17 protein-coding genes are annotated in these 23537 nt (G+C 61.4%); 9 read left to right on the top strand and 8 right to left on the bottom strand.

The window, feature by feature from the left end; translation table 11 throughout:
• Window positions 1–102: 102 nt before the first annotated feature.
• The 6 genes from VRB54_RS10485 to VRB54_RS10460 form a co-directional block, all read right to left on the bottom strand.
• Entirely contained in the window at window positions 103–2655 is a 2553-nt protein-coding gene (locus VRB54_RS10485) for an acyl-CoA dehydrogenase (protein WP_338480737.1), read from the bottom strand.
• Window positions 2656–2809: 154 nt separating this feature from the next.
• Window positions 2810–4219, bottom strand: coding sequence for an outer membrane protein transport protein (locus VRB54_RS10480; RefSeq protein WP_338480735.1), 1410 nt, complete (start codon window positions 4217–4219; stop codon window positions 2810–2812).
• A gap of 124 nt (window positions 4220–4343) precedes the next feature.
• Window positions 4344–4847: an alkane oxidation protein activator PraB gene (gene praB / locus VRB54_RS10475; RefSeq protein ID WP_338480733.1), complete on the bottom strand. Its 504-nt coding sequence runs from the start codon at window positions 4845–4847 to the stop codon at window positions 4344–4346.
• A 134-nt stretch (window positions 4848–4981) separates the two neighbouring features.
• Entirely contained in the window at window positions 4982–5476 is a 495-nt protein-coding gene (gene praA, locus VRB54_RS10470) for an alkane oxidation protein activator PraA (protein WP_338480732.1), read from the bottom strand.
• Between the two features lie 58 nt (window positions 5477–5534).
• Entirely contained in the window at window positions 5535–6815 is a 1281-nt protein-coding gene (locus VRB54_RS10465) for an alkane 1-monooxygenase (RefSeq protein WP_338480731.1), read from the bottom strand.
• A gap of 296 nt (window positions 6816–7111) precedes the next feature.
• Window positions 7112–8173 (bottom strand): alpha/beta hydrolase, encoded by a 1062-nt coding sequence (locus tag VRB54_RS10460; protein WP_338480730.1) that lies wholly within the window; start codon window positions 8171–8173, stop codon window positions 7112–7114.
• A 202-nt stretch (window positions 8174–8375) separates the two neighbouring features.
• On the opposite strand from VRB54_RS10460, the gene VRB54_RS10455 reads away from it, so the two are divergent.
• The 9 genes from VRB54_RS10455 (at window position 8376) to VRB54_RS10415 (ending at window position 18757) form a co-directional block, all read left to right on the top strand.
• A complete protein-coding gene (locus tag VRB54_RS10455) occupies window positions 8376–9914 on the top strand; it encodes an NAD(P)/FAD-dependent oxidoreductase (RefSeq protein ID WP_338480728.1) in 1539 nt (512 codons plus the stop codon).
• Complete coding sequence (locus VRB54_RS10450) at window positions 9911–10801, top strand: SDR family NAD(P)-dependent oxidoreductase (protein WP_338480726.1); 891 nt, start codon at window positions 9911–9913, stop codon at window positions 10799–10801. Before VRB54_RS10455 ends, VRB54_RS10450 begins: the two co-directional genes overlap by 4 nt.
• Window positions 10802–10817: 16 nt before the next feature.
• On the top strand, window positions 10818–11666 hold the full coding sequence (locus VRB54_RS10445; protein ID WP_338480725.1) for a metal-dependent hydrolase: 849 nt from the start codon (window positions 10818–10820) through the stop codon (window positions 11664–11666).
• A gap of 160 nt (window positions 11667–11826) precedes the next feature.
• Window positions 11827–12108: a peptidylprolyl isomerase gene (locus VRB54_RS10440; RefSeq protein ID WP_057010182.1), complete on the top strand. Its 282-nt coding sequence runs from the start codon at window positions 11827–11829 to the stop codon at window positions 12106–12108.
• 126 nt (window positions 12109–12234) lie between these two features.
• Window positions 12235–14094 carry an extracellular solute-binding protein gene (locus VRB54_RS10435; RefSeq protein WP_338480724.1) on the top strand — a complete coding sequence of 620 codons (1860 nt, stop codon included), beginning with the start codon at window positions 12235–12237 and terminating at the stop codon, window positions 14092–14094.
• Complete coding sequence (locus tag VRB54_RS10430) at window positions 14094–15152, top strand: microcin C ABC transporter permease YejB (protein WP_209981409.1); 1059 nt, start codon at window positions 14094–14096, stop codon at window positions 15150–15152. The genes VRB54_RS10435 and VRB54_RS10430 overlap by 1 nt, the downstream gene beginning before the upstream one ends.
• Window positions 15152–16174 carry an ABC transporter permease gene (locus tag VRB54_RS10425; RefSeq protein WP_338480722.1) on the top strand — a complete coding sequence of 341 codons (1023 nt, stop codon included), beginning with the start codon at window positions 15152–15154 and terminating at the stop codon, window positions 16172–16174. The genes VRB54_RS10430 and VRB54_RS10425 overlap by 1 nt, the downstream gene beginning before the upstream one ends.
• Window positions 16175–16184: 10 nt before the next feature.
• Window positions 16185–17756, top strand: coding sequence for an ABC transporter ATP-binding protein (locus VRB54_RS10420; RefSeq protein WP_338480720.1), 1572 nt, complete (start codon window positions 16185–16187; stop codon window positions 17754–17756).
• Window positions 17757–17983: 227 nt separating this feature from the next.
• Window positions 17984–18757, top strand: a complete 774-nt coding sequence (locus VRB54_RS10415; protein ID WP_338480718.1) for a 3-hydroxybutyrate dehydrogenase — start codon at window positions 17984–17986, stop codon at window positions 18755–18757.
• A 37-nt stretch (window positions 18758–18794) separates the two neighbouring features.
• Here VRB54_RS10415 and VRB54_RS10410 read toward each other — a convergent pair whose 3' ends face one another.
• Window positions 18795–22748, bottom strand: coding sequence for a hypothetical protein (locus tag VRB54_RS10410; protein ID WP_338480717.1), 3954 nt, complete (start codon window positions 22746–22748; stop codon window positions 18795–18797).
• Window positions 22745–23380, bottom strand: a complete 636-nt coding sequence (locus tag VRB54_RS10405; RefSeq protein ID WP_338480715.1) for a hypothetical protein — start codon at window positions 23378–23380, stop codon at window positions 22745–22747. The genes VRB54_RS10410 and VRB54_RS10405 overlap by 4 nt, the downstream gene beginning before the upstream one ends.
• Window positions 23381–23537 lie beyond the last annotated feature (157 nt).

Below are 23537 nucleotides of genomic sequence, written 5' to 3'. Positions count from 1 at the left end.
CATTCCTTGCACACTATTCGAAAACTGCCACAGGCCTCTGTAGCGAGCGGGCTTGCCCCGCGTTGGGCGGCGAAGCAGCCCCCGTAAGACGAATGCGTGGTATCAGGCACTGCGCGTGGGCTGGTTTTGGGGCTGCTTCGCCGCCCAACGCGGGGCAAGCCCGCTCGCCACTTTGGCCGGCTCCAGCGCTTGCTTGCGCTGCTGCAGTGCCTCCAGCAAACCGAAGTCTTGCGCGAAGTCGTCCACCTGGATGGCGTGGTCGGCGTATTCCACATAGCGCCCGAGCAGGGTGTCTTCGTCATCGCTGATCAGGTCCAGCGCCCGCGCCTTGACGCGCCAGGCGGTAAAGGCCACAGCGGAAGTCGGCATCGGTTCGAGCACGCCCTGCTTGATCGCAGGCTTGAGCCGCGCTTCGATCAACTCCAGTTGAGGCAACAACCGGAAGCCCAATTCGCCGTAAGCCAGCTTGTCGATTTCCGGCCGGGGAATATAGGAATCGGCGAGCAAACGGTCGCGGGTTTCGCAGGGCGTCTGCACCAGGTCGGCGACCTCGGCCAGCAGGTGATCGGACGGTTTGCGCAGGGGGATGCCCAACGGAAAACTCAAGCCACGCAGCACCGCTGCCGCCGCTTTGGACGGATAGTTATCGAGCACTTCGGCCAACGCTTCGTGGGCCCGCAGCAATGCGTCCCGGGCCGACCAGTGCACCAACGGCAGGTCCGCCTGGGGCCGGCCGTCGTCTTCAAAGCGCTTGAGCACGCAGGACAGGATGTACAACTGCGACAGCACATCGCCCAGGCGCCCGGTGATGCTTTCCTTGCGCTTGAGGGCACCGCCGAGTACGCCCATGGACACGTCCGACACCAGCGCCAGCACCACCGACAGACGATTGGCCTGGCGGTAGTAGCACGCAAGCGCGGGCTCGGTGTGGGCCGGAGCGGCAATCAGGCGGCCGCCGGTCAGCCCATGCACCGCCGCGCGCACGGTGTTGGCCAGCACAAAGCTGATATGGCCGAACATCGCGCTGTCGAACGCTTCCAGCGCCTTGCGCCGGTCCGGGTTGCGCGCCGCTTCCATCTCGCGAAACACATAGGGATGGCAACGAATCAGGCCCTGGCCATAGATGATCAGGCAGCGGGTCATGATGTTCGCGCCTTCCACCGTGATGGCGATGGGACTTTGCTGGTAAGCGCGGGCCAGAAAGTTGTTGGGCCCCATGCAGATGCCCTTGCCCGCGACGATGTCCATGCCGTCGTTGACGATCATCCGCGCACGCTCGGTGACGTGGTACTTGGCGATGGCCGAAATCACCGAGGGCTTCTCCCCGGCATCCAGAGACGCTACCGACACCTTGCGCACCGCATCGCAGGCATACAGATGCCCGGCCATGCGCGCCAGCGGTGCCTGCACCCCTTCGAACTTGCCGATGGGCAGGCCGAACTGCTTGCGCATCGCCGCGTACGCCGTGGTGCCGCGCACCGCGACCTTGCCCAGGCCGACGTTGGCCGATGGCAGCGAAATCGCGCGCCCCGCCGCCAGGCATTCCATCAACATGCGCCAGCCATTGCCGACCTGTTCACGGCCACCGATCACCCACTCCAGCGGAATAAACACATCCTTGCCGGTGGTGGGGCCGTTCTGGAATACCGCGTTCAATGGCCAGTGGCGACGGCCGCTGTTCACCCCGGGGTGCGAGGTGGGGATCAACGCGCAGGTGATGCCCAGCGTCCCCGGCGCGCCGAGCAGGCCCTGGGGGTCTTCGGCGCGAAACGCCAGGCCGAGCACCGTGGCAATGGGCCCTAACGTGATGTAGCGCTTGTCCCAGGTGACTTTGAAACCGAGGACTTCCTGGCCCTCGTGCAGGCCTTTGCAGACGATGCCAAGGTCGGGAATCGCACCGGCATCGGAGCCGGCATACGGACTGGTCAGCGCGAAACACGGGATATCTTCGCCCCGCGCCAGACGCGGCAGGTAGTAGTTGCGCTGGGCATCGGTGCCGTAATGCAACAGCAGTTCGGCCGGGCCCAGGGAATTGGGCACCATCACCGAAATCGCCGCCGCCGAGCAGCGGGTCGACAGCTTCATCACCACCTGCGAATGGGCGTAGTGGGAGAAGCCTTTGCCGCCGTACTGCCGGGGAATGATCATGCCGAGGAACCCGGCGTCCTTGGTGTACTGCCAGGCTTGCGGGGACATGTCCTGCCAGACCTGGGTGGTTTCCCAGTCGTTGGCGATGTCGCACAGGGTTTCGACTTCGTTGTCGAGAAAGGCCTGCTCTTCGGCACTCAGACTGGCCGGTGCAGCTTTCAAGAGGCGCTGCCAGTCGGGCTTGCCGCTGAACAGCTCGGCGTCCCACCACACGGTGCCGGACTCGATGGCCGCACGCTCGGTGTCGGACATCGCCGGCATGATCGTGCGAAACAGCGCCAGCGCCTTGCCGGTCAACAGCGCACGCCGCAGCGGTTTGATCGCCAGCAGCAGCGCGGGCAATACCACCAGCAGCGCCGCAAGGGTGATGCCCACACCCGCCGCCACGCTGAACAGGTAACCCATCGCCAGCCATACCAGGCCAGTGCCGAGCCACAGCGCGGCGGCGGCTTGTCGATACGCCAGGACAATCGCGGCGGCGACACCCACCAATAACCAGATAACCATGGGACACCTCTCTCGATTTCAGGATGGAGCAAATTCAAATTAAACTTTGAAATTTTTATTTAATGTTTGAGCCAAAAAAAGCAGCCGACCCCGTCAGCCGCCTGTTACTCGATTGCATCGCCATGGGTCGCCCGTGAGGCCCATGGCGACGAGGTCAGAACGCGTAGGTCGCCGACAGGCTGACCACTTCGCCCTTCGCATCGGCCTTGCCGTCCAGCGTCGCCCCACCGAGACGGTCCTGGTTTTGCGTCCTGAGCTTGGCTTTCTCGACGAATTGCCGCGAGTAGGCACCGTCGATGCTCAAACCGGGAATGGCGCGAATGTTGTAGCCGAAGCCCAGGGACGCGAAAATCCGATCCCCGTCCGGGATACGCGGGTCACGCGTGGAGTTGCGCGTAGGCGTCTGGTCGGTGGCCACGCCAGCGCGGAAGGTGAAGTCATCGGTGAATTTATAGTCACCACCCAGCGACACCATCCAGGTGTCCTTGTAGTTATAGGGAATCGACACGATTTGCTGGCCGTCGGACTTCAACGTCAGCGCCTTGAACGACGACCACTGGGTCCAGGTGACGCTGGCGCCCAGGGTCAGGCGGTCATTGAACTGGTGTACCCAGTCAACGGAGGCGTTGGCCGGCACGTCCAGTTGCGCCGAGGCATTGGCGCCGTTGGCGTTGAGGTTCAGCCCTGGATACGCCAGCGACGGCAGGCCGCTTTCGATCAGCGTCCTGTTGGCCTCGTCGGCGTAGATGTTGTATTTGCCCTCCAGCTTGTTCTTGATTTTTGCGTGGTAGTTCAGGCCCAGGGTGTCGACATCGGTCGGTTTCCAGACCACGCCGGCAAACCAGCCCACGGAGGTGTTATCCACCTTCACGCGCATCAGCGCGGAGCCTACGCCTGAGGGGAACGGCAGACCGATGTTCGGCGACAGCGCCGCGGCCGAATACAGGTCAAGGTTCTGGCTCACAAAGCCCTTGGTGTGCTGCACGATGGCGCCACCGCCCAGCGAGAACTGATCGTTGACCTTGAACGATAACGAGCCGGTGACACCGACCGTTTCAATGCGGGTATCGACGGCAAAGTCGCGGCCGATCCAGTCCTGGTCCCACGTGGTGCGCGCACCCATCGGCACCACCTGGCTCAAGCCGAAGGCAAAGCGATCGTTGATCGGCATTACCATAAAGCCGGTTGGGAGCCACGCAGTAAAGCCGCCCTGGCCACCGTCGCCGGTCCGAGGCGTGGAGCTGAAATCCGTGGGGTCGACGCTGGCAGGTGCATTGCCTGCATAATCCTTGGCCGTGCCCTTGTACTTGACGTTGATACGCGCGTAATCAACGGTGAACTGCGAGATGTTGTGATCGATAAAGGCCATGGCCGCCGGGTTGTTATAGGCCGCCGAAGGATCGTTCTGGAACAGCGAGCCGCCACCGAAGGCACGCCCCCATCCGGGAGCGCCGAAGGTCGGCGTTCCAAAACCGCCGGCTTGCGTCTGACCCGTTACACCGATAAGGCCGCCGAGGACTGCCAGGCTCAACAATGTGCGGGCCTGCCGTTTCTTATTATTCATGCTCCACTCCTTATTTTTATCCTCCAGGATCGGCTGTCCCGACCTGACCTCGCCGCAACAAGTGCCTCTTGCGAGGCACTTGCGTATTTCAACGTGTGATCATCACGTCAAGCGCTCCGGGCCCTCAGGGCGTCACGGTAAACGCAGGGTTCGGCACGGCAGTCAGCGCAGTGATCTTGCAACTGCCCACGGTCTGGGCGCTTGGGACGCTCAAGGTATTGGTGGAGTTGCTCCAGTTGACATTGATGGTCACCGGCGAGCTCGAGCAGTTGTTGAGGATCTTGAAGTTCACCCCGGAAACCGTCCCGGTGAACGCATCCGGGCCACCGCTGGCGACGCTCAGCGTCCAGGGCAAGCCTTGCAGCACCGGCACGCTGCACAGGGAGTTGGAACCACTGACCGATGCACCGGTGATGGCAGCGCTCGCACCGTTGCCTGCGACGGTACCGGTGAAGGTGATGTTGCATGTGACGGGCAGGTTCAGGGAGGCAGGCGACGTCACAGTGATGGAGCCTGCCGTCGAGAAGCCGGCACCGGCCGGCGCGATAGTTGCCGCATTAGCCATCGACGCCGCGCCAAGGCACAGGGCAAACGAAGTTGCACAAACGAGGGTTTTCAAGCTTTTCATTGTTTTTCCTCACATGTTGTGGCGAATCATTTCGCCAGGGGTAATGGCCATGAACGAGAGGTCACGGTGAAACTGCAGAACTTCCCTTTCCAGCCAAATTTCAATGCATTTACCGCTGTAACAAATCCGAGTGCTCAGTCGACCACTTTGAAAGTGGGCGGCATCTTGATCGACACCGACTTGATCCTGCAGTCCTCGCCAATCGGCACATCGCGGGCCTCCAGCTTGCCGGTGGCGTTATCCCAGGTGCCATCGGCGGTAGACGGGCCGCACTTGCCGCCCAGGCCGAAGGCATGCACGTCGACGCTGATCCTGGACATGGAGCCGCTTTGCGTGTCCCGGGCGATCAGCACCCAGGGCAGGTTGATAGCCTCGACGCGGCTGCACTTGAGGCCGCCGTCGAACTCGACCTTGTCGACATTCACCGAGGAGCCATCGGCCGCGACCTTGCCGGCGACCTTGATGGTGCAGTCGGCGCTGATCAGCTTGCCCTTGGAAAAACTGATCGGGCCCTGCGCCGTAAAGGCACTGCCGGCGGGCTCGATGCGCGCGGCCTGGGCCTGGTGGTAGACGATCAGGCCCAACGCGGCCAGAACGATAGGAGAGATGAACCTGGCAGGTGTTTGCATGGTGGACGTCCTTCCCTTGAAATTATTGTTGTTCGGGTCATACAACGTTATTGCAGCTTCAATGGGGCGCAGCGCCGCGACCGTACTGGTGCAGATACTTCGCGCGCTGTGACGGTTGAAGATTGGTCAGTGAGAGATCGCCGGCGTAATGATTGAGCACGCGTTGGTCCATACGGCGGCGCCACAGGTACGGCACATAGGCCCAGACGATCATGCTGGCGTAGCCGTAGGGCAGTTGCGGCGACTCATCGAAGTGACGCAGCGACTGGTAACTGCGGGTGGGGTTGGCGTGATGGTCCGAATGCCGTTGCAACTGGAACAGAAAGATATTGGTGACGATGCGATTGCTGTTCCACGAATGGCGCGGCGAGCAGCGCTCATAACGGCCATTGGGCAACTTCTGGCGTTTGAGGCCGTAATGCTCGACGTAGTTGACCACCTCCAGCAACGAGAAGCCGTACACGCCCTGAATGATCAGAAACGGAATCACTGCCGCGCCCAGCCAGGCAATCATCGCGCCCCACAACACCACGCTGTACATCCACGCGCTCAATACGGCGTTTTTCCAGTGCCAGGCCGGCAGGCCGAGTTTGCGCAGGCGTTCACGCTCCAGGTTCCACGCCGAGCGGGCGCTGAACCACACCGAGCGCGGCAGGAATGCCCAGAAGCTTTCGCCCAGCCGGGAACTGGCAGGGTCTTCCGGCGTGGCAACCCGCACGTGATGGCCACGGTTGTGTTCGGTGTAAAAGTGCCCGTAGAAGGTCGGCGCCAGGGTCACCTTGGCCAGGAACACCTCCAGCGGACGAGGCTTGTGGCCCAGCTCATGGGCGGTATTGATGGCAATGCCGGTGGCCGCGCCGGTGGACATCGCCATGCCCAGGTAGGTGAACAAGCCAACCGCGCCGTGCAACTCGGTGCGCGCGGTCATAACGGCGGCGGCTTTTGCCAGCCCGCTGGCAGGGTCCAGGGTGGCGGTGGCGCGCAGCAGGCCACCGTTGATGATCCAGTCGATGCCGCCGGCCGCGAGCCAACCGGTGACCACCACCGAAGCGATCACGAACAGCACGCCGATGTAGACGATCCAGCGGTAGTAGCTTTGGCTTTCGAGGTGGCTGACGGCGGACTCGGGCGGGTTGCTGACGTCTTCGCCGAGCAGACCGTCGATCAGGGGAATCAGGCCGAAGATCACCAGCACGCCCACCCACCACAACGTTTGAACGCCAGTGGCGATGGCCAGGGCTCCAGAGAGCAAGGGCGTGGCCAGCGGCATGATGCCCAGCCACCACAGGTGGCGCTTGCCGTCGGTCCATACGCCTGGTGCTGCCAGGGTCTGATTCATGGCAGCCTCCGCGCACGCTGGGCAGCAAGCGGGTTGATGGAGCGCCGACTGCCTGCAGCAGTCAGCCATGCGATAAAAGGCGTTTTTTTCATTATTTTATTCGCTCTTAGGCATTTCAAAAACTGTTTCAAATTACACATTGAAATAATTTTTTAAAATAAATAGCGCGGAATCGTTAGCTCGTCAACTATTTCTTCAGCCCTTTTTTGCGTGACCGGGCAGTCTGTTTTTCAGCTGCTCGGTCAGGTCTGCAGAGCGGGCGTTGACGCGGTGAAATCGCGCGTCGAATCGCCACGCTACGGACGCACCAAGGCAAGTGGCGCAGGCGCAATCGTGGCGTTTTCTCCAGTTCGGGCACGTCTGGCGACCTGCTCCACCAACACCGCCACCCGTTCGGTAGCCGTAATCGGCAGCATGTGCCCACAGCCCTCCACCACCTGCAGCTTGAGCCCGGGCACCTTGCTGGTCAGGGCCTGGCCGTGTTTGCGCAAGTCGAGCACCTTGTCCCGCGAGCCATAGATCAGCCCGATCGGCAGGGTCAGTTGCGGATAGCGCGCCACCATGTGCGGCAGGTCATCGTTGACCTGGTTGATCTCGGTGGAGGCTGCGTAGAAATTGTCAGGACGCATGCCCAGCAATCCGCCGCCTCGGGTGGCGAAATCGGCCGGGGCGGCATCGGGCGCGAACACGCCCTTGACCACCGAGCGTTGGGTCAACAGGCCGATGGGCAAGGTCAGCGTGTGCGCGACCCAGCGGCGCAGCCACGCCGGGCGCACGGCCAGAGACAGGAATACCGGCGGCAACAGGCGCTGGGGATGAGTCAGCGGCGCCACCAGAATCAAGCCGGACACCGTCTCGGGATGATCAAGCGCCAGCGCCAGGGCAATCGCGCCGCCCAGGGAATGGCCCAGCACCAGCGGTTTATGCAGGCCCAGGGTGTTTATAAGCTCGCTGATCTGCCGCGCCTGGGCCGGCAGGTCCGCCGCCGTGCCTTTGCCACGGGAGGAATAGCCGGAGCCCGGGCGGTCGAGGCTGATCACGCGAAAATGCGCACTCAATCGGCCAGACAAGGCATAGGTGAGGTTGCGACTGCTGCCCATCAGACCGTGAATCATCACCAGCGGTGGGCCGCTGCCCTCCTCGACATAATGAAAGCGCTCGCCATTGACCTCCACCACCCGCCCGTTGCGCGGCACGGCCGCTTCTATGCGCCGCGTCATCCAGGCACTCAAGCCCCATAACGCCGCGCTTGCACCGACAAACACCGCTGCAGCCACACCCCATTCGACAGCCATCGCTTCGTCCTCCGCTTCCCTGGAGCTGGCGACCCGACCGTTATTGATCGAGGCCTCAGCCATCGTCCCTGCCCTGCTTGCGGGCCTCACTCATAGCGTGCGCGTCCGTCGGACAAGGCGCACATACCAAACAAGGTCCTGGCGTGGGCGAATTTTTCAGGTAGATTATTTAAAATCTTTTTTAAAATATGTAATTCAAATTTCCTTTGCAATGGTGTTTCATCCAAAAAACAGGAGCGCACCCGATGCCCATGAGGGACTGCCCATGAATACCCAGCGTGAATCAATCGACATTGCCATCATCGGCTCAGGCTTTGCCGGCCTGTGCATGGCCATCCAGCTCAAGCAGGCTGGCTTCAATGACTTTTTTGTTGCCGAGCAAGCCCCGACCCTCGGCGGCACCTGGCGCGACAACCACTACCCCGGCTGCGCCTGCGATGTGCAGTCCCACGTGTACTCGTATTCGTTTGCGCCCAACCCGCACTGGTCGCGGCAATTTGCGCCGCAGGCCGAGATCCGCGCCTACCTCGAGCAATGCGCGCAGCGCTTTGAGCTGGCGCCCTACCTGCGGTTCGGCATGGGACTGCAACGCGCGGTGTTCGATGAACACCAGCAGCGCTGGCAGCTGAGCTTCAGCGATGGCCGCCAGGTGAGCGCGCGGGTGCTGGTGTCGGGCATGGGCGGCTTGTCGCGCCCGGCGCTGCCGGACATTCCGGGTCTGGAGAGTTTCAAGGGCAAGCGCTTCCACTCCCAGCAGTGGGACCACGACTATTCCCTGAAGGGCAAGCGTGTCGCAGTGATCGGCACCGGGGCCAGTGCCATCCAGTTCGTACCGCAGATTGCACCGCAGGTGGCGCACCTGGACCTGTTCCAGCGCACCCCGCCGTGGATCATGCCCAAGCCCGACCGACCGATTTCCGCCGCCGAACGCTGGCTGTTCAAACACCTGCCCTTCACCCAGCGGCTGGTCCGCAGCGCCTTTTACTGGGCGCTCGAAGGTCGCGTGGTGGGCTTTGCCCTGCATCCCCGGCTGATGAAAATGGTGCAGAAAATCGCCCTGCGTCATTTGCGCAGGCAGGTCGCCCGCCCATCGCTGCGCAAGACCCTCACGCCGGACTACACCATCGGCTGCAAGCGCGTGCTGATCTCCAACGACTACTACCCGGCGCTGTCGCGCAGCAATGTCGAGGTGGTGACCGAACCGGTGCTGCGCATCGAAGCCGACGGCGTAATCACCGCCGACGGCATCAAGCACCCGGCCGACTGCCTGATCTTCGGCACCGGTTTCCAGGCCAGCGATCCCCTGCCCCGCGACTGCATCATCGGGCGCCACGGCGTTGACCTGATGGACACCTGGCACGACGGCGCACATGCCTATAAAGGCACCACGGTGCCGGGCTATCCAAACCTGTTCCTGATTGTCGGGCCCAACACCGGGCTGGGGCACAACTCGATGATTCTGATGATCGAGGCCCAGGTCGCCTACATCCTCGATGCGTTGCGACAGATGCAGCGCAAACGCATCGCCACGGTAGACGTCAAGCCTGCCGTCGAACAGGCCTGGAACAGCCAATTGCAGGACAGGCTCAAGCGCACCATCTGGAACACTGGCGGCTGCCAGAGCTGGTACCTCGACCCGCGCACCGGCAAGAACACCACGTTGTGGCCGGGCTCCACCTGGCGTTTCAGGCAGCTCACCCGGCACTTTGCGCTCAAGGACTATGGGGTCGACCTGGCCCCCGTCCCGGCGCCCACGCGCGCAACGCCTGCGCCCCATCCCACTGCAGAAGGCAGCCTGTCATGAAATCATTCAACGGCCGCGTGGCGGCCATCACCGGCGCGGCGTCCGGCATGGGCCGCGCATTGGCCCTGGCGCTGGCGCGAGAAGGTTGTCACCTGGCGCTGGCGGACGTGAACCGCCAGGGCCTGGAGCACACCGAAGCGTTGATTAGGTCCTCGACCCTGTCGCCGGTACGGGTCACCACCCAGGTGCTGGACGTGGCCGACCGCCAGGCCGTGAATGACTGGGCCGCGCGCTGCGTGGCGGAGCATGGCGCGGTCAACCTGGTGTTCAACAATGCCGGCGTGGCGTTGTCGAGCACCGTCGAAGGCGTGAGCTACAGCGACCTGGAATGGATCATCGGGATCAACTTCTGGGGGGTGGTGCACGGCACCAAAGCGTTCCTGCCGTACCTCAAGGCCAGCGGCAACGGCCATGTCATCAACACCTCCAGCGTGTTCGGCCTGTTCGCCCAGCCCGGCATGAGCGGCTACAACGCCAGCAAATTTGCCGTGCGTGGCTTTACCGAGGCGCTGCGCCAGGAGCTGGACCTGCAACGCTGCGGGGTGTCCGCCACCTGCGTACACCCCGGCGGCATCCGCACCGACATCTGCCGCAGCAGCCGCATCGACGCGAACATGACCGGCTTTCTGATCCACAGCGAGCAACAGGCCCGCGCCGACTTCGAAAAACTCTTCATCACCGACGCCGACCAGGTCGCCAGGGTGATCCTGCAAGGCGTGCGCAAAAACAAGCGCCGCGTGCTGATCGGCCGCGACGCGTATTTCCTCGACCTGCTCGCCCGTTGCCTGCCGGCCGCCTACCAGGCGCTGGTGGTGTTCGCCAGCAAACGCATGGCGCCCAAGCCGCGCAGGCCAGTGTTCGAACCCAACGACGAACCCCGTCTCTGAAAAAGGAGCACGCACCATGTTGCCTATCCGTCGCGATATCCGTTTTGCCTTGCCTGCCGAGCGCATCAAGAACTGGCATGAACAAGGCCCGTTCGTCACGCATTTCTTCAACGCGCTGTCGCTGCTGTTTCCCCAGGGCGAGCTGTTCTTCATGGACAGCGTGCGCCACTACCGCTCGCGCATCGACGATCCCGCGCTGAAAAAGGAAATCCAGGGGTTTATCGGCCAGGAAGCCATGCACAGCCGTGAACACGTGGCCTACAACAACCTGCTGGAGGACGCGGGATTGCCGGCGCATAAACTGGACAGCCGCCTCAAGGTGATCCTCGATCTGCAGAAAAAACACCTGCCGCCGTCCTTCAACCTGGCGGTGACTATCGCCCTTGAGCACTACACCGCGATGCTTGCGGAAATCCTCCTCAGCGACCCCTCGCGCTTCGGCGATTCACTCAAGGGCTACCAGCAGATGTGGTACTGGCACGCCCTTGAAGAAACCGAGCACAAGGCCGTGGCGTTCGATGTCTGGAACCGCGTCATCAAGCCCGGCCCCAAGCGTTACCTGCTGCGCACCGGCACCATGCTGTTCACGACCCTGTTCTTCTGGCTGGTGGTGCTGGATTTCCATGTACGCCTGCTGTTTGCCGACCGCAAGGCCGGCGGTCATTTGAAGGGGTTCTGGCGCATGTGCAAATTCCTCTACGGTCCCAAAGGCGTATTCCCGCGGATGCTGGTGCCGTGGCTGCATTACTTCAAACCCGGTTTTCACCCTTGGGACCATGACAACCGCGCGCGCCTGGCGGGCATCGATGGGCTGGTCGAAGAGATCGAACAGACTCGCAATACCTATGAGTCGGCCAGCCTGTAAAACCCATCAAACACCGCGTTGAGTATTCCTGTGGCGAGCGGGCGCGCCACAGGACCGTGGCGCGCTCGTCTGCCCGATCAAAAACCCCGTGGAACTTTGCCAACAAATAACCACCTGAATCCAGTACGCTCACCCTTTTTACATCAAGGAGTTATCTCAAATGGCCAAAGCCACCGCCCGCCACATCCTCGTTTCCACTGAAGAAAAGTGCAACGAACTCAAATCCCAAATCGAAGGCGGCGCCGATTTCGCAGAAATCGCCAAAGCCAACTCCAGCTGCCCATCCAGCCGTCAGGGCGGGGACCTGGGTTCGTTCGGCCCGGGTCAGATGGTCAAGGAATTCGACAGCGTGGTGTTCAGCGCCCCGGTCAACACCGTGCAAGGCCCGGTGAAAACCCAGTTCGGCTATCACCTGCTGGAAGTCACCAGCCGCCAGGACTGATTCTGCCGCGCTGATGCCCCCCAACAACGGCCCGCCTTCTGGCGGGCCGTTGTGCATGGGGTGACGGGCAACCCGTAAGCCGCTAACGTACAGCCCTCATTCTTCACCCGGCGCTCAAGGCTGACCATGCGATTGGCGTTTCCCCCACTGATCAGTTCCATCCTGGCCCTGCTGCTGGTCAGCACGGCCGTGACCGCAGCCCCGCAGCCCTACCTGACGGTCTACGGCGAGCCAGCCAAATACCCCGCCGGTTTCAGCCACTTCGACTACGCCAATCCCGATGCGCCCAAGGGCGGCACGCTGCGCCGTTCGGCGCTGGAGATCGGCCGTTTCGACCATGTGCTGCCCTATATCGACAAAGGCATCGGCGTGTCTCAGATCGACGGCTGGCTCTATTCCCCGCTGGCCCAGCGCTCGCTGGATGAGCCCTACACGGTCTATGGCCTGGTCGCAGAAAAGATGGAACGCGCCGACGATGGCCTGTCATTGCGTTTTTACCTCAACCCCAAGGCGCAATTTGCCGACGGCACACCGATCACCGCCGAAGACGTGCGCTACAGCTACGACCTGCTGATGACCCAAGGCAGCCTGCGTTTTCGTACGCTGTTCGCCGATGTCAAACGCGTCGAGGTCGAAGGCGAGCGTCAGGTGCGCTTCGACTTCTCCAGCAACGAGAACCGCACCCTGCCCCTGGACCTGGTCAGCCTGCCGGTGCTGCCCGAGCACTGGTGGAAAACCCGCGACTTCGCCAACGGCGGCGGCTATGAAGCGCCTCTGGGCAGCGGCCCGTACAAGGTCAGCAAGATCGATTCGGGCAGCACCATCACCTTTACCCGCGACCCCTACTGGTGGGGCAAGGACCTGCCGGTCAGCCGTGGCCTGTACAACTTCGATCACCTGAGCCTGGAATATTTTGGCGACACCGAGGTGGCGCGCCAGGTGCTGCGCGGCGGCGCCTACGATTTCAACCGTGAGTTCTCCGCCACCGGTTATTCCATCGGCTACAACGGCCCGGCGCTGGACGACGGCCGTCTGCAACGCGCGCACCTGGCCAAAGAGATGCCGCAACCGGCCCAGGGCTACGTATTCAATGTGCAAAATCCGCTGTTCAAGGACCGCCGCGTGCGCAAGGCCCTGGCGATGCTGTGGGACTTCGAGTGGGCCAACCGGCAGATGATGCACAACCTCTACATTCGCCAGCAGAGCTACTTCTCCAACAGCCCGTTGGCCGCCACCCAGTTGCCCACCCAGGAAGAACTGGCGATTCTCGAACCGCTGCGCGGCCAGGTGCCCGACGAGGTGTTCACCCAGGTGTTCAAAGCGCCGGTCACCGACGGCAGCGGCGTGATCCGCGACAAACAGCTGCAAGCGCTGGCCCTGCTGGAGGAAGCCGGCTGGAAACCCGAGGGCGACAAGCTGGTGAACGCCCAGGGCGAGCCGCTGGAATTTACCTTCCTCAACACGCAGACCGGCATGGAACGTCTGCTGCTGCCCTACAAACGCAACCTGGCGCAGATCGGCATCACCCTGAACATTCGTCGTATCGACTCCTCGCAGTACGTCAACCGCGTAATGGCGCGGGACTACGACATGATCGTCACAGGCTTTCCGGTCACTACCTCGCCCGGGATGGAGTTGTACAACTTCTTTGGCTCGGCGGCCGCCCGTGACCCCGGCGCCAACAACTACATGGTGCTCACAGACCCGGCCGTCGATAGCCTGATCAAAGGCCTGGTCAAGGCAAACACTCAGGCGCAGATGCTCACCTACGCCCACGCCCTGGACCGGGTGCTGCAATGGAACTACCTGTGGATTCCCAATTACTACCCGCCGGGCACCTCCGCCGCGTGGTGGAACCGCTTCGGTCGCCCGGCCATCGAGGCCAAAAATGACGAAGCCCTGGAAACCTGGTGGGAAATCAGCCCCACGCCGCTGACTAATGAGCAAATGAACGCCGCACTGAAAAAACGCGCAGGTACCCGCTGATGTTTGCCTATATCGTTCGGCGCCTGCTGCTGATCATCCCGACCCTGGTCATCATCCTGCTGGTGAATTTCGTGATCGTGCAGGCCGCGCCCGGCGGACCGGTGGAACAAGCCATCGCCCACCTGCAGGGGATCGGCGGCGGCGGCGTGGGGGCCGGCGCAGGCGAAAGCATCAGCGCCTCGCGCGCCAGCCGAGGCCTGGACCCCAAGCTGATCAAGGACATCGAAAAGCAGTACGGCTTCGACAAGCCGGCCCCGGAGCGTCTGTGGCTGATGCTCAGCAACTACGCCCAACTGGACTTCGGCAACAGCTTCTTTCGCGGCAAAACCGTGATCGAGCTGATCCTGGAAAAAATGCCGGTGACTATCTCCCTCGGTTTGTGGGCCACCTTGATCACCTACCTGGTGTCGATCCCCCTGGGCATCCGCAAGGCGGTGCGCCATGGCAGCAGCTTCGATGTGTGGAGCAGCACCGCCATCGTGATCGGCTACGCGATGCCGGCGTTTCTGTTCGCGATGTTCCTGATCGTGGTATTCGCCGGCGGCACCTCGCTGAACTGGTTCCCGGTGCGCGGCCTGGTCTCGGACAACTTCGACGAACTGAGCACCGTGGGCAAGGTTGCCGACTACTTCTGGCACCTGGTGCTGCCGGTCACCGCGCTGGTGATCGGCGGGTTCGCCACGCTGACCATTCTCACCAAAAATTCGTTTCTCAATGAAATCACCCGCCAATACGTGGTGACGGCCCGCGCCAAGGGCTTGAGCGAACGCCGCGTACTTTACGGCCACGTGTTTCGCAACGCGATGCTGCTGGTGATTTCGGGCATTCCCCAGGCGTTCATCAGCGTGTTCTTCGCCGGTTCCCTGCTGATCGAGGTGATTTTTTCCCTCGACGGGCTGGGCCGCATGAGCTACGAAGCGGCAGTGTCGCGGGACTACCCGGTGGTGTTCGGCTCGTTGTTCATCTTCACGCTGTTCGGCTTGCTGATAAAACTCATCGGTGACCTCTGCTACACCCTGGTGGACCCGCGTATCGACTTCGCCGCGAGGAACGCCTGATGCTCAACCTGTCTCCCGTGGCACGCCGCCGTTTCGAGCGTTTCAAGAAAAACCGCCGGGGCTGGTGGTCGCTGTGGCTGTTTATCGGCCTGTTCATGCTCACCCTCGGCGGCGAGCTGATCGCCAACGACAAACCGCTGGTGCTGAGCTTCAAGAACGAGCTGTATTTTCCGGTGTTCAAGCGCTACACCGAGCAACAGTTCGGCGGGCAGCTGCCGTTCCAGGCCGACTACCGCAGTGACTACGTGCAAACCCTGATCAAGCATGACGGCGGCTGGATGCTGTTCCCGCCGATCCCGTTCAGCGACGACACACCCAACTACGAGCTGACCCGCCCTGCCCCCAGCCCGCCCTCGGCGGTGAACTGGCTGGGCACCGATGACCAGTCCCGCGATGTGCTGGCGCGGGTGATCTTCGGTGCGCGCGTATCGATCCTGTTTGCGTTGGCCCTCACTGCCATCAGCGCCGCCATCGGCATTGCCGCCGGGGCCTTGCAGGGTTACTACGGCGGCTGGGTGGACCTGCTCGGGCAGCGCATCCTTGAAGTGTGGTCGGGGCTGCCGATGTTGTACCTGCTGATTATCCTGTCGGGGTTCGTGGAGCCCAATTTCTGGTGGCTGCTGGGGATCATGGCGCTGTTTTCCTGGCTGGCCCTGGTGGACGTGGTGCGCGCCGAGTTCCTGCGCGGGCGCAACCTGGAGTACGTCAAGGCCGCGCGCGCCCTGGGCCTGGGCGACGGCAAGATCATTGGCCGGCATATCCTGCCCAATGCAATGACCGCCACCCTGAGCTACCTGCCGTTTATCCTCACCGGCGCGATTTCCACCTTGAGCGCCCTGGATTTCCTCGGCTTCGGCATGCCCGCCGGCAGTGCGTCGCTGGGCGAGTTGATCGCCCAGGGCAAGCAGAATCTGCAGGCGCCGTGGCTGGGCCTGACGGCATTTTTTACCCTGGCGCTAATCCTGTCGCTGCTGGTGTTTATCGGCGAGGCCCTGCGGGATGCCTTCGATCCCCGCTCATGAGTGACTGCCTATGAACCTCATCGAAATCCGCGACCTGTGCGTCGCGTTCAGCGGCCAGACCGTGGTGCACAACCTCAGCCTGGACGTGCGCGAGGGCGAATGCCTGGCACTGGTGGGCGAGTCGGGCTCGGGCAAGTCGGTGACCGCCCACTCGATCCTGCAACTGCTGCCCGAAGCCGGCACCCACACCACAGGCTCGGTGAAATACCGTGACCAGCAATTGATCGGCGCAGCGCCCGCCACCTTGCAGAAACTGCGCGGCAACCGCATTGCGATGATCTTCCAGGAGCCGATGACCTCGCTCAACCCGCTGCACAGCATCGAAAAGCAGATCGGCGAAACCCTGCTGCTGCACAAGGGCCTGGGCGGCAAGGCGGCGCAGGCGCGCATCCTCGAACTGCTCGAACTGGTGGGCATTCAAAAACCCCGGGAGCGACTCAAGGCTTATCCGCACCAACTCTCCGGCGGCCAGCGCCAGCGGGTGATGATCGCCATGGCGCTGGCCTGCGAGCCGCAACTGCTGATCGCCGACGAACCCACCACCGCGCTGGACGTGACCGTGCAGCGCAAAATCCTGCTGCTGCTCAAGTCGCTGCAACAACGTCTGGGCATGTCGCTGCTGCTGATCAGCCACGACCTCAACCTGGTGCGCAGCATTGCCCAGCGCGTGTGCGTGATGCGGGCCGGCGAAATTGTCGAACAGGCCGAGTGCGAAACCCTGTTCACCGCGCCGCAGCACCCTTACAGCCGGTTGCTGCTCGACGCCGAACCCTCGGGCGAAGCGTTGTGCAGCGACACCCGCGAAACCGTGTTGCAGGTGGACGACCTGAGCGTGAAATTTGCGTTGGGCGGCGGGCTGTTTCGCCGCAAGACGTACCTGCAGGCAGTGGACGGCATCAGCCTCAGCGTGCAACGCGGCAAGACCCTGGGGATTGTCGGCGAATCGGGCTCGGGTAAATCCACCCTGGGCCAGGCGATCCTGCGCCTGCTCGACTCCACCGGCAGCATTCGCTTCCAGGGCGAGGCCCTCGACCCCCTCAGCCATCAGCAGATGCGCCCGTGGCGCAAACAGATGCAGGTGGTGTTTCAGGACCCTTACGGCAGCCTCAGCCCGCGCATGTCGGTGCAGCAGATCATCAGCGAAGGGCTGGAGGTGCACGCGCCGTGCAGCCTGGCCGAACGCGATGCACAGGTGATCCAGGTGCTCAGGGACGTGGGCCTGGACCCGGCCAGCCGGCATCGCTACCCCCACGAATTTTCCGGCGGCCAGCGCCAGCGCATCGCCATCGCCCGCGCACTGGTGCTCAAACCTGCGCTGATGCTGCTGGACGAGCCCACCTCGGCGCTGGACCGCACGGTGCAAAAACAGGTGGTGACGCTGCTGCGCGAACTTCAAGAAAAATATGGCCTGACGTATCTGTTTATCAGCCATGATCTGGCGGTGGTACGCGCCATGGCCCACGACATGATCGTGGTCAAGGACGGCAAGGTGGTGGAACGCGGGCCGAGCCATCAGGTGTTCGACGCGCCGCAGCACCCCTACACCCGGGAGCTCCTGGTCGCCGCGCACATTGCGCAGTAAGAAATACAGGAAACCCATCCCTTGTGGCGAGCGGGCTTGCCCCGCGTTGGGGTGCGAAGCGCCCCCAATCCAGCAAAACGCGGTGTACCTGATACGACTCAGCGCCTGGTTTTGGGGCTGCTGCGCAGCCCAACGCAGGACAAGCCTGCTCGCCACAGGGAATCTGCGCTTAATTGAACGGCATTGGGGCTTAACCGCTCGCCACAACGCAATTGTGTGAGGTTTTTATGACGAATTTGCATGGCAGGACCGCCCTGGTCACCGGTTCCACCAGCGGCATCGGCCTGGGGATCGCGCTGAGCCTGGCCGAGGCCGGTGCCGACCTGATCCTCAACGGCTTCGGCGACGCCGACGCAGTGGTCGCCCAGGTGCAGGCGTTCGGCGGCAAGGTCGGTCATCACCCGGCCGACGTCAGCGACCCGGCGCAACTGGCCGAGCTGTTCGCCTACGCCGAGCGCGAATTCGGCGGCGTGGATATCCTCGTCAACAATGCCGGCATCCAGCATGTGGCGGCGGTGGAAGACTTCCCGGTGGAGCGCTGGGATTCGATCATTGCGATCAACCTGTCCTCGGTGTTCCACACCACCCGCCTGAGCCTGCCGGGCATGAAGGCCAAGGGCTGGGGGCGTATCGTCAATATTGCCTCGGTGCACGGTCAGGTCGGTTCGGTGGGCAAGGCGGCGTATGTGGCGGCCAAGCACGGCGTGATCGGCCTGACCAAGGTGGTGGGCCTGGAGACGGCTGCCAGCAACGTCACCTGCAATGCGATCTGCCCCGGCTGGGTGTTGACCCCGCTGGTGCAGAAGCAGATCGATGATCGCATCGCCAAGGGCGTCGACCCGCAGCAGGCGCAGCATGATTTGCTCGCCGAAAAACAGCCATCGCTTGAGTTCGTCACCCCGCCGCAACTGGGTGAGCTGGTGTTGTTCCTGTGCAGCGACGCCGGCAGCCAGGTACGCGGTGCCGCATGGAACATCGACGGCGGCTGGCTGGCGCAATGAACCCCCGACCTGCAAGAGGCGGGGGTCAAGGTCAGCCTTATGAAAAGTGACGCGGTAGGTAGTTGATTTTTTGCAGGGCATGTTTGGGCGGCTGACCCACACCCGCCGTGTTAATCAAAATCAAATCACCGTGCTTCTTTTCCACGTGCTGCGTGACTTTGTTGACAAAGTCACGCTTCAACTGGCTGTCGGCGAGCTGTTGCGCGGCAACGTCCGTCAGGCCCGGGTACTGGTTGGCATAGTGACTCAGCAATTGATTACGGGAGGACGTGATGGACGTCGATCCGTTGTGAATCGCCACCGTCCCCTCGAACGCTTTCACCGGCCGGTTGATTGCTTTTTGAAACTGACTGGCGAAAGAGCGTCCCTTGCCTTCTGCCGAGTGACAGATCAACAGCCGCACATTATCAAAATCAGCAGGGTCCACGCCTTTGCCTTTCAGCAGACCTATCAACTGTTTGGCGCTATAGGCTTTTCCATCGATCACTACCTCGGAGCCATTGCGTAACAGCTTGTCGACCCAATCGCGTCGGGTGCCGTGGGCAACGATATTAAGACGTTTACGCCCTTTATAAACGTCGGTGAAGGTATGGACTTCGCCGCCAATGAATTTAAGGTCTTTCATCGCCCCACCCATCTGTATGACGTTGTCCTGTTCCAAGCCGCGATCCAGCAAGGTGGCGGCACCGGGAGTCGGCGCTGGTTCGGCCGTCAGTGGCGCAGAGGTCTCGGGAGTGAAATCACTCAGCGGCGGGCCATAGGACTGGGCCGCCTGTGCATCATAGGCATACCATTTTTGCGAGGCGTCATCGAATTGCGCGACAACGGAGATGGGTTCACCGCCTGCCCCCACGGATCCCATGGCAATATCCGCTCGCTGTGCAAGCTCATTCAACTGCAAAGGGCTCAGGCGACGCTGGCGGTTGATGTCATATCCACCCGCCGATAATTCGCCAATGTTGTCGACCAGCGTTAACCTTGACGCGACTTTTGTTTCGGCGCCTGCCTCACTCAGCGATCCGACAAGCTTGCTGCCGGTTTTCACTAAAAGCCCCTCACCTTCTTCGGCGAGTTTGAATTCGGGCACCAGAAACCCGAACACATCCAGTCCAGCGTCTGCAAATGCCTCGACATAATTGCCCTCTTTCGCTGCCTGCGCGGCTGCCACGAACGGAATCATCCTGAAGAGGGTATCTTTAATGTCTTTTTCAGACTTTTCCACGCGCTCATAGCGGGTGACGCCTTTCGCTTCGTTCTTGAGCGCTTCAAGGTTGAAAAGAAAAAAATCAGCGGCGCTTTGCGCTATTTTTTTTGTGTTGCGGGTGAAGAAACTTCTCGGGACACTGTCGGTATCGGCGGGTTCATCACTGGATAGCGAACGTACGTCCTCTTTGGTCGAAACGGGAACCGACTCAAGAATAATATTTGTATATACCGAACGCGCCCTGGGGCTTGTCCCCTCCTGGTATGCCTGGAAGTCAAGCGCAAAAGGCTGGCCGGCTTCCTCCCCCTGCGTCACCCCGCCGTCGAACACCATGGGTGCCTCGTTGACGTTGCTCGGCCCCAACGGGAGCGGGTCCGGCAAGCCGGTTTTTTTCTGCAATATGCCCTTACCCGGAAACAGTTCGTAATCTGTTGGCGGTGATGTTCTTCGGGTACGGATAATCAAGCCGTAATGCCCTTTATGCGAGGCAGCCTGATCGGCATAGTCCTCGCGCGAGTTTACGAAAAACCCTTCGCGAGCTGAATATAACGTGGGGGTGCCAAACTCAAAGTTTCTGCGATCCTTCAGCGGCAACCGGGCAATCATGTTCTGAATATTCACGGCCACAGAGCTTTTAAGCTTTTCACTGTAGCGATCCATACTTTCATCAAAACGTTGTCCGATAGCCGGCAGCGTGCTGGCGGCATTTTTTATACGATCAAACGCAATCCTCTCATCATCACACACCCACTTGGCGTCTGGATTATCCAACACGCCGGCCATGTAGAGCTCCAGGATTGAGAAATGCTCGGCCCAGACATCCTCCAATTTGAATATCAGGGTCATCTGGATGCCAAGCAGCTCTGGCGGGGTAAGAAAGGACGCGTGCTTGATCGACCGTTTTTCATAGTCGATGGTGTCACCGAACGTCGCTTTCAATTGCGCCAGCGCCATGTCCCTGCGTGAGGGCACGGCCGCCTGCTGGGCATTACTGGCCGCGACCAGTTGTGTGAGTTGTTGGTTGAATCGGCTGCGCGCCAGTTCGACCTCTGCGTTTGAATAGGTGTCGTCCGAGCGTTTCGCAATCATTCCATTGACGACACCCCAATCCACCATCGCATTGCGTTGCGCGTCAGCCTGCATGACGTGTTCGCTGGCCGAAATCGGCTGAGTGCTGCCGAACTTCATGATCTGCTTGAAGGTCATGGATTGTGACGCGCCAGGGAATATTTTTTCGATACGCGCCACAGCGATGCTGAAGCTGGCCCATGTGTGAGAGCCATAGACCAGGTCGGCGGGCAGATCAGCTACCAGAAGCTCAGGGGCGATTCCGGCCAGCAGCAATCGGGTCGCGACAGGCGCCATTGACTGACTGATGCTGCCTTCAACGACCAGATGCCTGGCCAGATCGTCGACAATGGCTGTCGGCGTCTTGCCCCAATTGCTTTGCCCGGCCAGGTCGTAGCCGGCCACCCTGTTACGTTGCGTGCCGGCCATCGGATCCAGGCTGAGTACGATTGCCGCCGCCGCCCACTCCGCCCCGCCCGCGGCATCGGCTTTACCTTGCAGCCTGACCCGCAACGATTCGCCCAGCGCTTTGGCCTGCGGGCTGGAAACCAGCTGTTTGAGTCTCTGAGCAGTCGGATAGTGCTCACGGGTTCGATCAGTCTCCTCAAAGACCCGCTTGTACAGGGCAGAGTCAAGCGCCTGAGTGCTCCAGGTTTGAATCAGGGCTCTTGGCTCGCGGCTAAAGGTAAATGGGCTTAACAACCGCCAATAATTATCCCGTTCTGATGGTTTGGGCAGCGGCGAAGCCAGCACAGTGAGAAGGTTCGCCACCTGCTCACGGTTGCCTGGGACGCTCAAGCCACTGCCCTGAAGAAACTGTCTGAGGCTGACCGCGTGACCCGGCTGGACGCTGTGGGACTGCCCGTATGATGAATGTGGATGCACGTCAAACGTCGTGCTATCGAGCTGGCCATTCAAATTGCTCGCCGATTGAGTGGGCAGTGACGTGGCAACCCTGGTAAGGCCCTGGATCAGGTTGTACCGGTCGCGAGCATTGGCCAATGCCAGTTGCTGAGTGCCGAGCGCATCCAGTGAATATCGCTCACCACGCTGGCCGCCCCCCATGGCCGAGATGGGCGTGCCAGCGATCCGATCAGCCACGGAAGCTGCCTGTTCTTTGGTGAAATTCTGGGCGTCTTGACCCAGAAAATCGCCCACCACCATCAGCGGAGGCGAGTTGTCAGGATAGCCGGAAGGTGGCTTGATCAGATTGTCGTGCCGACCGAACACAACACCCGCTGCATTCAGGATCGGTGCCGCCACCCTTGCCCAACCCGTGTCGCTGTCCAGGCTTCTGACTTCAAACTCGTCGTTGAAAGCGCCGGACACCTCCTTGGTGATCGGAGAAATGACCATCGTTGACAGGTCAAGGCCACTTTCTTTTACCCAATGCTGGAATTGCGGGTTATTAAAGGCATCACAGTAAAGTTGCCACCAGTGGCCCAGCGTTGATCGCATGGGGATTTCGTCCAGGCGCGTGCTCTCGGTAAGGTAGCCGCTCCAGGAAGCATTGCGCAGTGCTGCGACATATTGAGCAGCCAATGCCTTGTCTGCTTTTGCACGAGAAGATTTATCTGGCTCACCCATGACAACGCTGTAGTGGTCATCGATATCTGCCAGCAATTGCTGCTGCACTGCCAGCGCCTGCGGGCCACGAATGGTTTGCGAACGCTCTGGGTCGGTGGCAGGAATGGCCGCGAACACCCCGGTGGCGCTCATCTGGACGGCTCTTGCCCGAGCCTGTTCCCGGGTCGGATTCTCGGTGTTGGGTTCACCATAAAAATTCCCAATGACTTCAAGAGCAGCGCGGTCAGTCGGCGGTCCCAGAACCACGCGCGTGCCGCTGCGTGAAGGCACGAGTACTTTCGCCACACTGAGGATGGGGCCCGAAACCTCTTTCCATCCAGCATCCGTTTCGGGCCGAAGGAATTCTTTTTACCGTTGAAGAAAGCCGAAAGGAAGCCACTGTGGGGCTCCAGCAAGATGCTGGAAACGTCGAGCCCGCGTGCCTTGACCCAGTGCACGAAGTTGGGGTTGTTCATGGCATCGCGGTACTGTTGCCACCATTTCCCGAAGGTTGATTTGGCCGGGATGTTTCCAAGCTCAGTGTCTAGATAGTCGCTTTGGTTGGTCCATAGCGCGGACGACAGCGCCTGGATGTAATTGGCAGCCAGCTGCTGGTCCGAAGCTTCGAGCGAAGTTGCCAACTGTGCCGCCGGTGGCGCACCGGATGTCGTAGAGCGGGTGACGCGCGAGGGTGAGGCCAACATGCCCCCATGGCGCTGTATATCAGGAAATCGGTGCTCGTCTGCGGGATAAGTATTCGAAAAACCTGTGTTGGAGATCAGCATCTGAACCGTACTCGAATAGTTGACGTACGCTTGATTGGTAGAAAGTCAAAAATAGGTTGCCGAGCGGGAGTACAAAAGTATGTAACTTTTCTCACGTTGGGATCTGCGACTAGATCACTGTTGGCGTAAGGCGTCGAACTGGCCAGAAGATGAAAGG

Source organism: Pseudomonas trivialis, from assembly GCF_036864995.1.
Lineage (GTDB): Bacteria > Pseudomonadota > Gammaproteobacteria > Pseudomonadales > Pseudomonadaceae > Aquipseudomonas > Aquipseudomonas trivialis.
The sequence above is the reverse complement of the archived record's forward strand: the minus strand, read 5'-3'. Positions and strand labels throughout refer to the sequence as shown.

Coding starts and splice junctions, on each gene's coding strand:
- VRB54_RS10415 (WP_338480718.1), top strand. CDS start 17,984: ATGACGAATTTGCATGGCAGGACCGCCCTGGTCACCGGTTCCACCAGC.
- VRB54_RS10435 (WP_338480724.1), top strand. CDS start 12,235: ATGCGATTGGCGTTTCCCCCACTGATCAGTTCCATCCTGGCCCTGCTG.
- VRB54_RS10405 (WP_338480715.1), bottom strand. CDS start 23,380: ATGCTGATCTCCAACACAGGTTTTTCGAATACTTATCCCGCAGACGAG.
- VRB54_RS10420 (WP_338480720.1), top strand. CDS start 16,185: ATGAACCTCATCGAAATCCGCGACCTGTGCGTCGCGTTCAGCGGCCAG.
- VRB54_RS10425 (WP_338480722.1), top strand. CDS start 15,152: ATGCTCAACCTGTCTCCCGTGGCACGCCGCCGTTTCGAGCGTTTCAAG.
- VRB54_RS10430 (WP_209981409.1), top strand. CDS start 14,094: ATGTTTGCCTATATCGTTCGGCGCCTGCTGCTGATCATCCCGACCCTG.
- praA (WP_338480732.1), bottom strand. CDS start 5,476: ATGCAAACACCTGCCAGGTTCATCTCTCCTATCGTTCTGGCCGCGTTG.
- VRB54_RS10445 (WP_338480725.1), top strand. CDS start 10,818: ATGTTGCCTATCCGTCGCGATATCCGTTTTGCCTTGCCTGCCGAGCGC.
- VRB54_RS10410 (WP_338480717.1), bottom strand. CDS start 22,748: ATGAGCGCCACCGGGGTGTTCGCGGCCATTCCTGCCACCGACCCAGAG.
- VRB54_RS10465 (WP_338480731.1), bottom strand. CDS start 6,815: ATGAATCAGACCCTGGCAGCACCAGGCGTATGGACCGACGGCAAGCGC.
- VRB54_RS10455 (WP_338480728.1), top strand. CDS start 8,376: ATGAATACCCAGCGTGAATCAATCGACATTGCCATCATCGGCTCAGGC.
- VRB54_RS10485 (WP_338480737.1), bottom strand. CDS start 2,655: ATGGTTATCTGGTTATTGGTGGGTGTCGCCGCCGCGATTGTCCTGGCG.
- VRB54_RS10460 (WP_338480730.1), bottom strand. CDS start 8,173: ATGGCTGAGGCCTCGATCAATAACGGTCGGGTCGCCAGCTCCAGGGAA.
- praB (WP_338480733.1), bottom strand. CDS start 4,847: ATGAAAAGCTTGAAAACCCTCGTTTGTGCAACTTCGTTTGCCCTGTGC.
- VRB54_RS10480 (WP_338480735.1), bottom strand. CDS start 4,219: ATGAATAATAAGAAACGGCAGGCCCGCACATTGTTGAGCCTGGCAGTC.
- VRB54_RS10450 (WP_338480726.1), top strand. CDS start 9,911: ATGAAATCATTCAACGGCCGCGTGGCGGCCATCACCGGCGCGGCGTCC.
- VRB54_RS10440 (WP_057010182.1), top strand. CDS start 11,827: ATGGCCAAAGCCACCGCCCGCCACATCCTCGTTTCCACTGAAGAAAAG.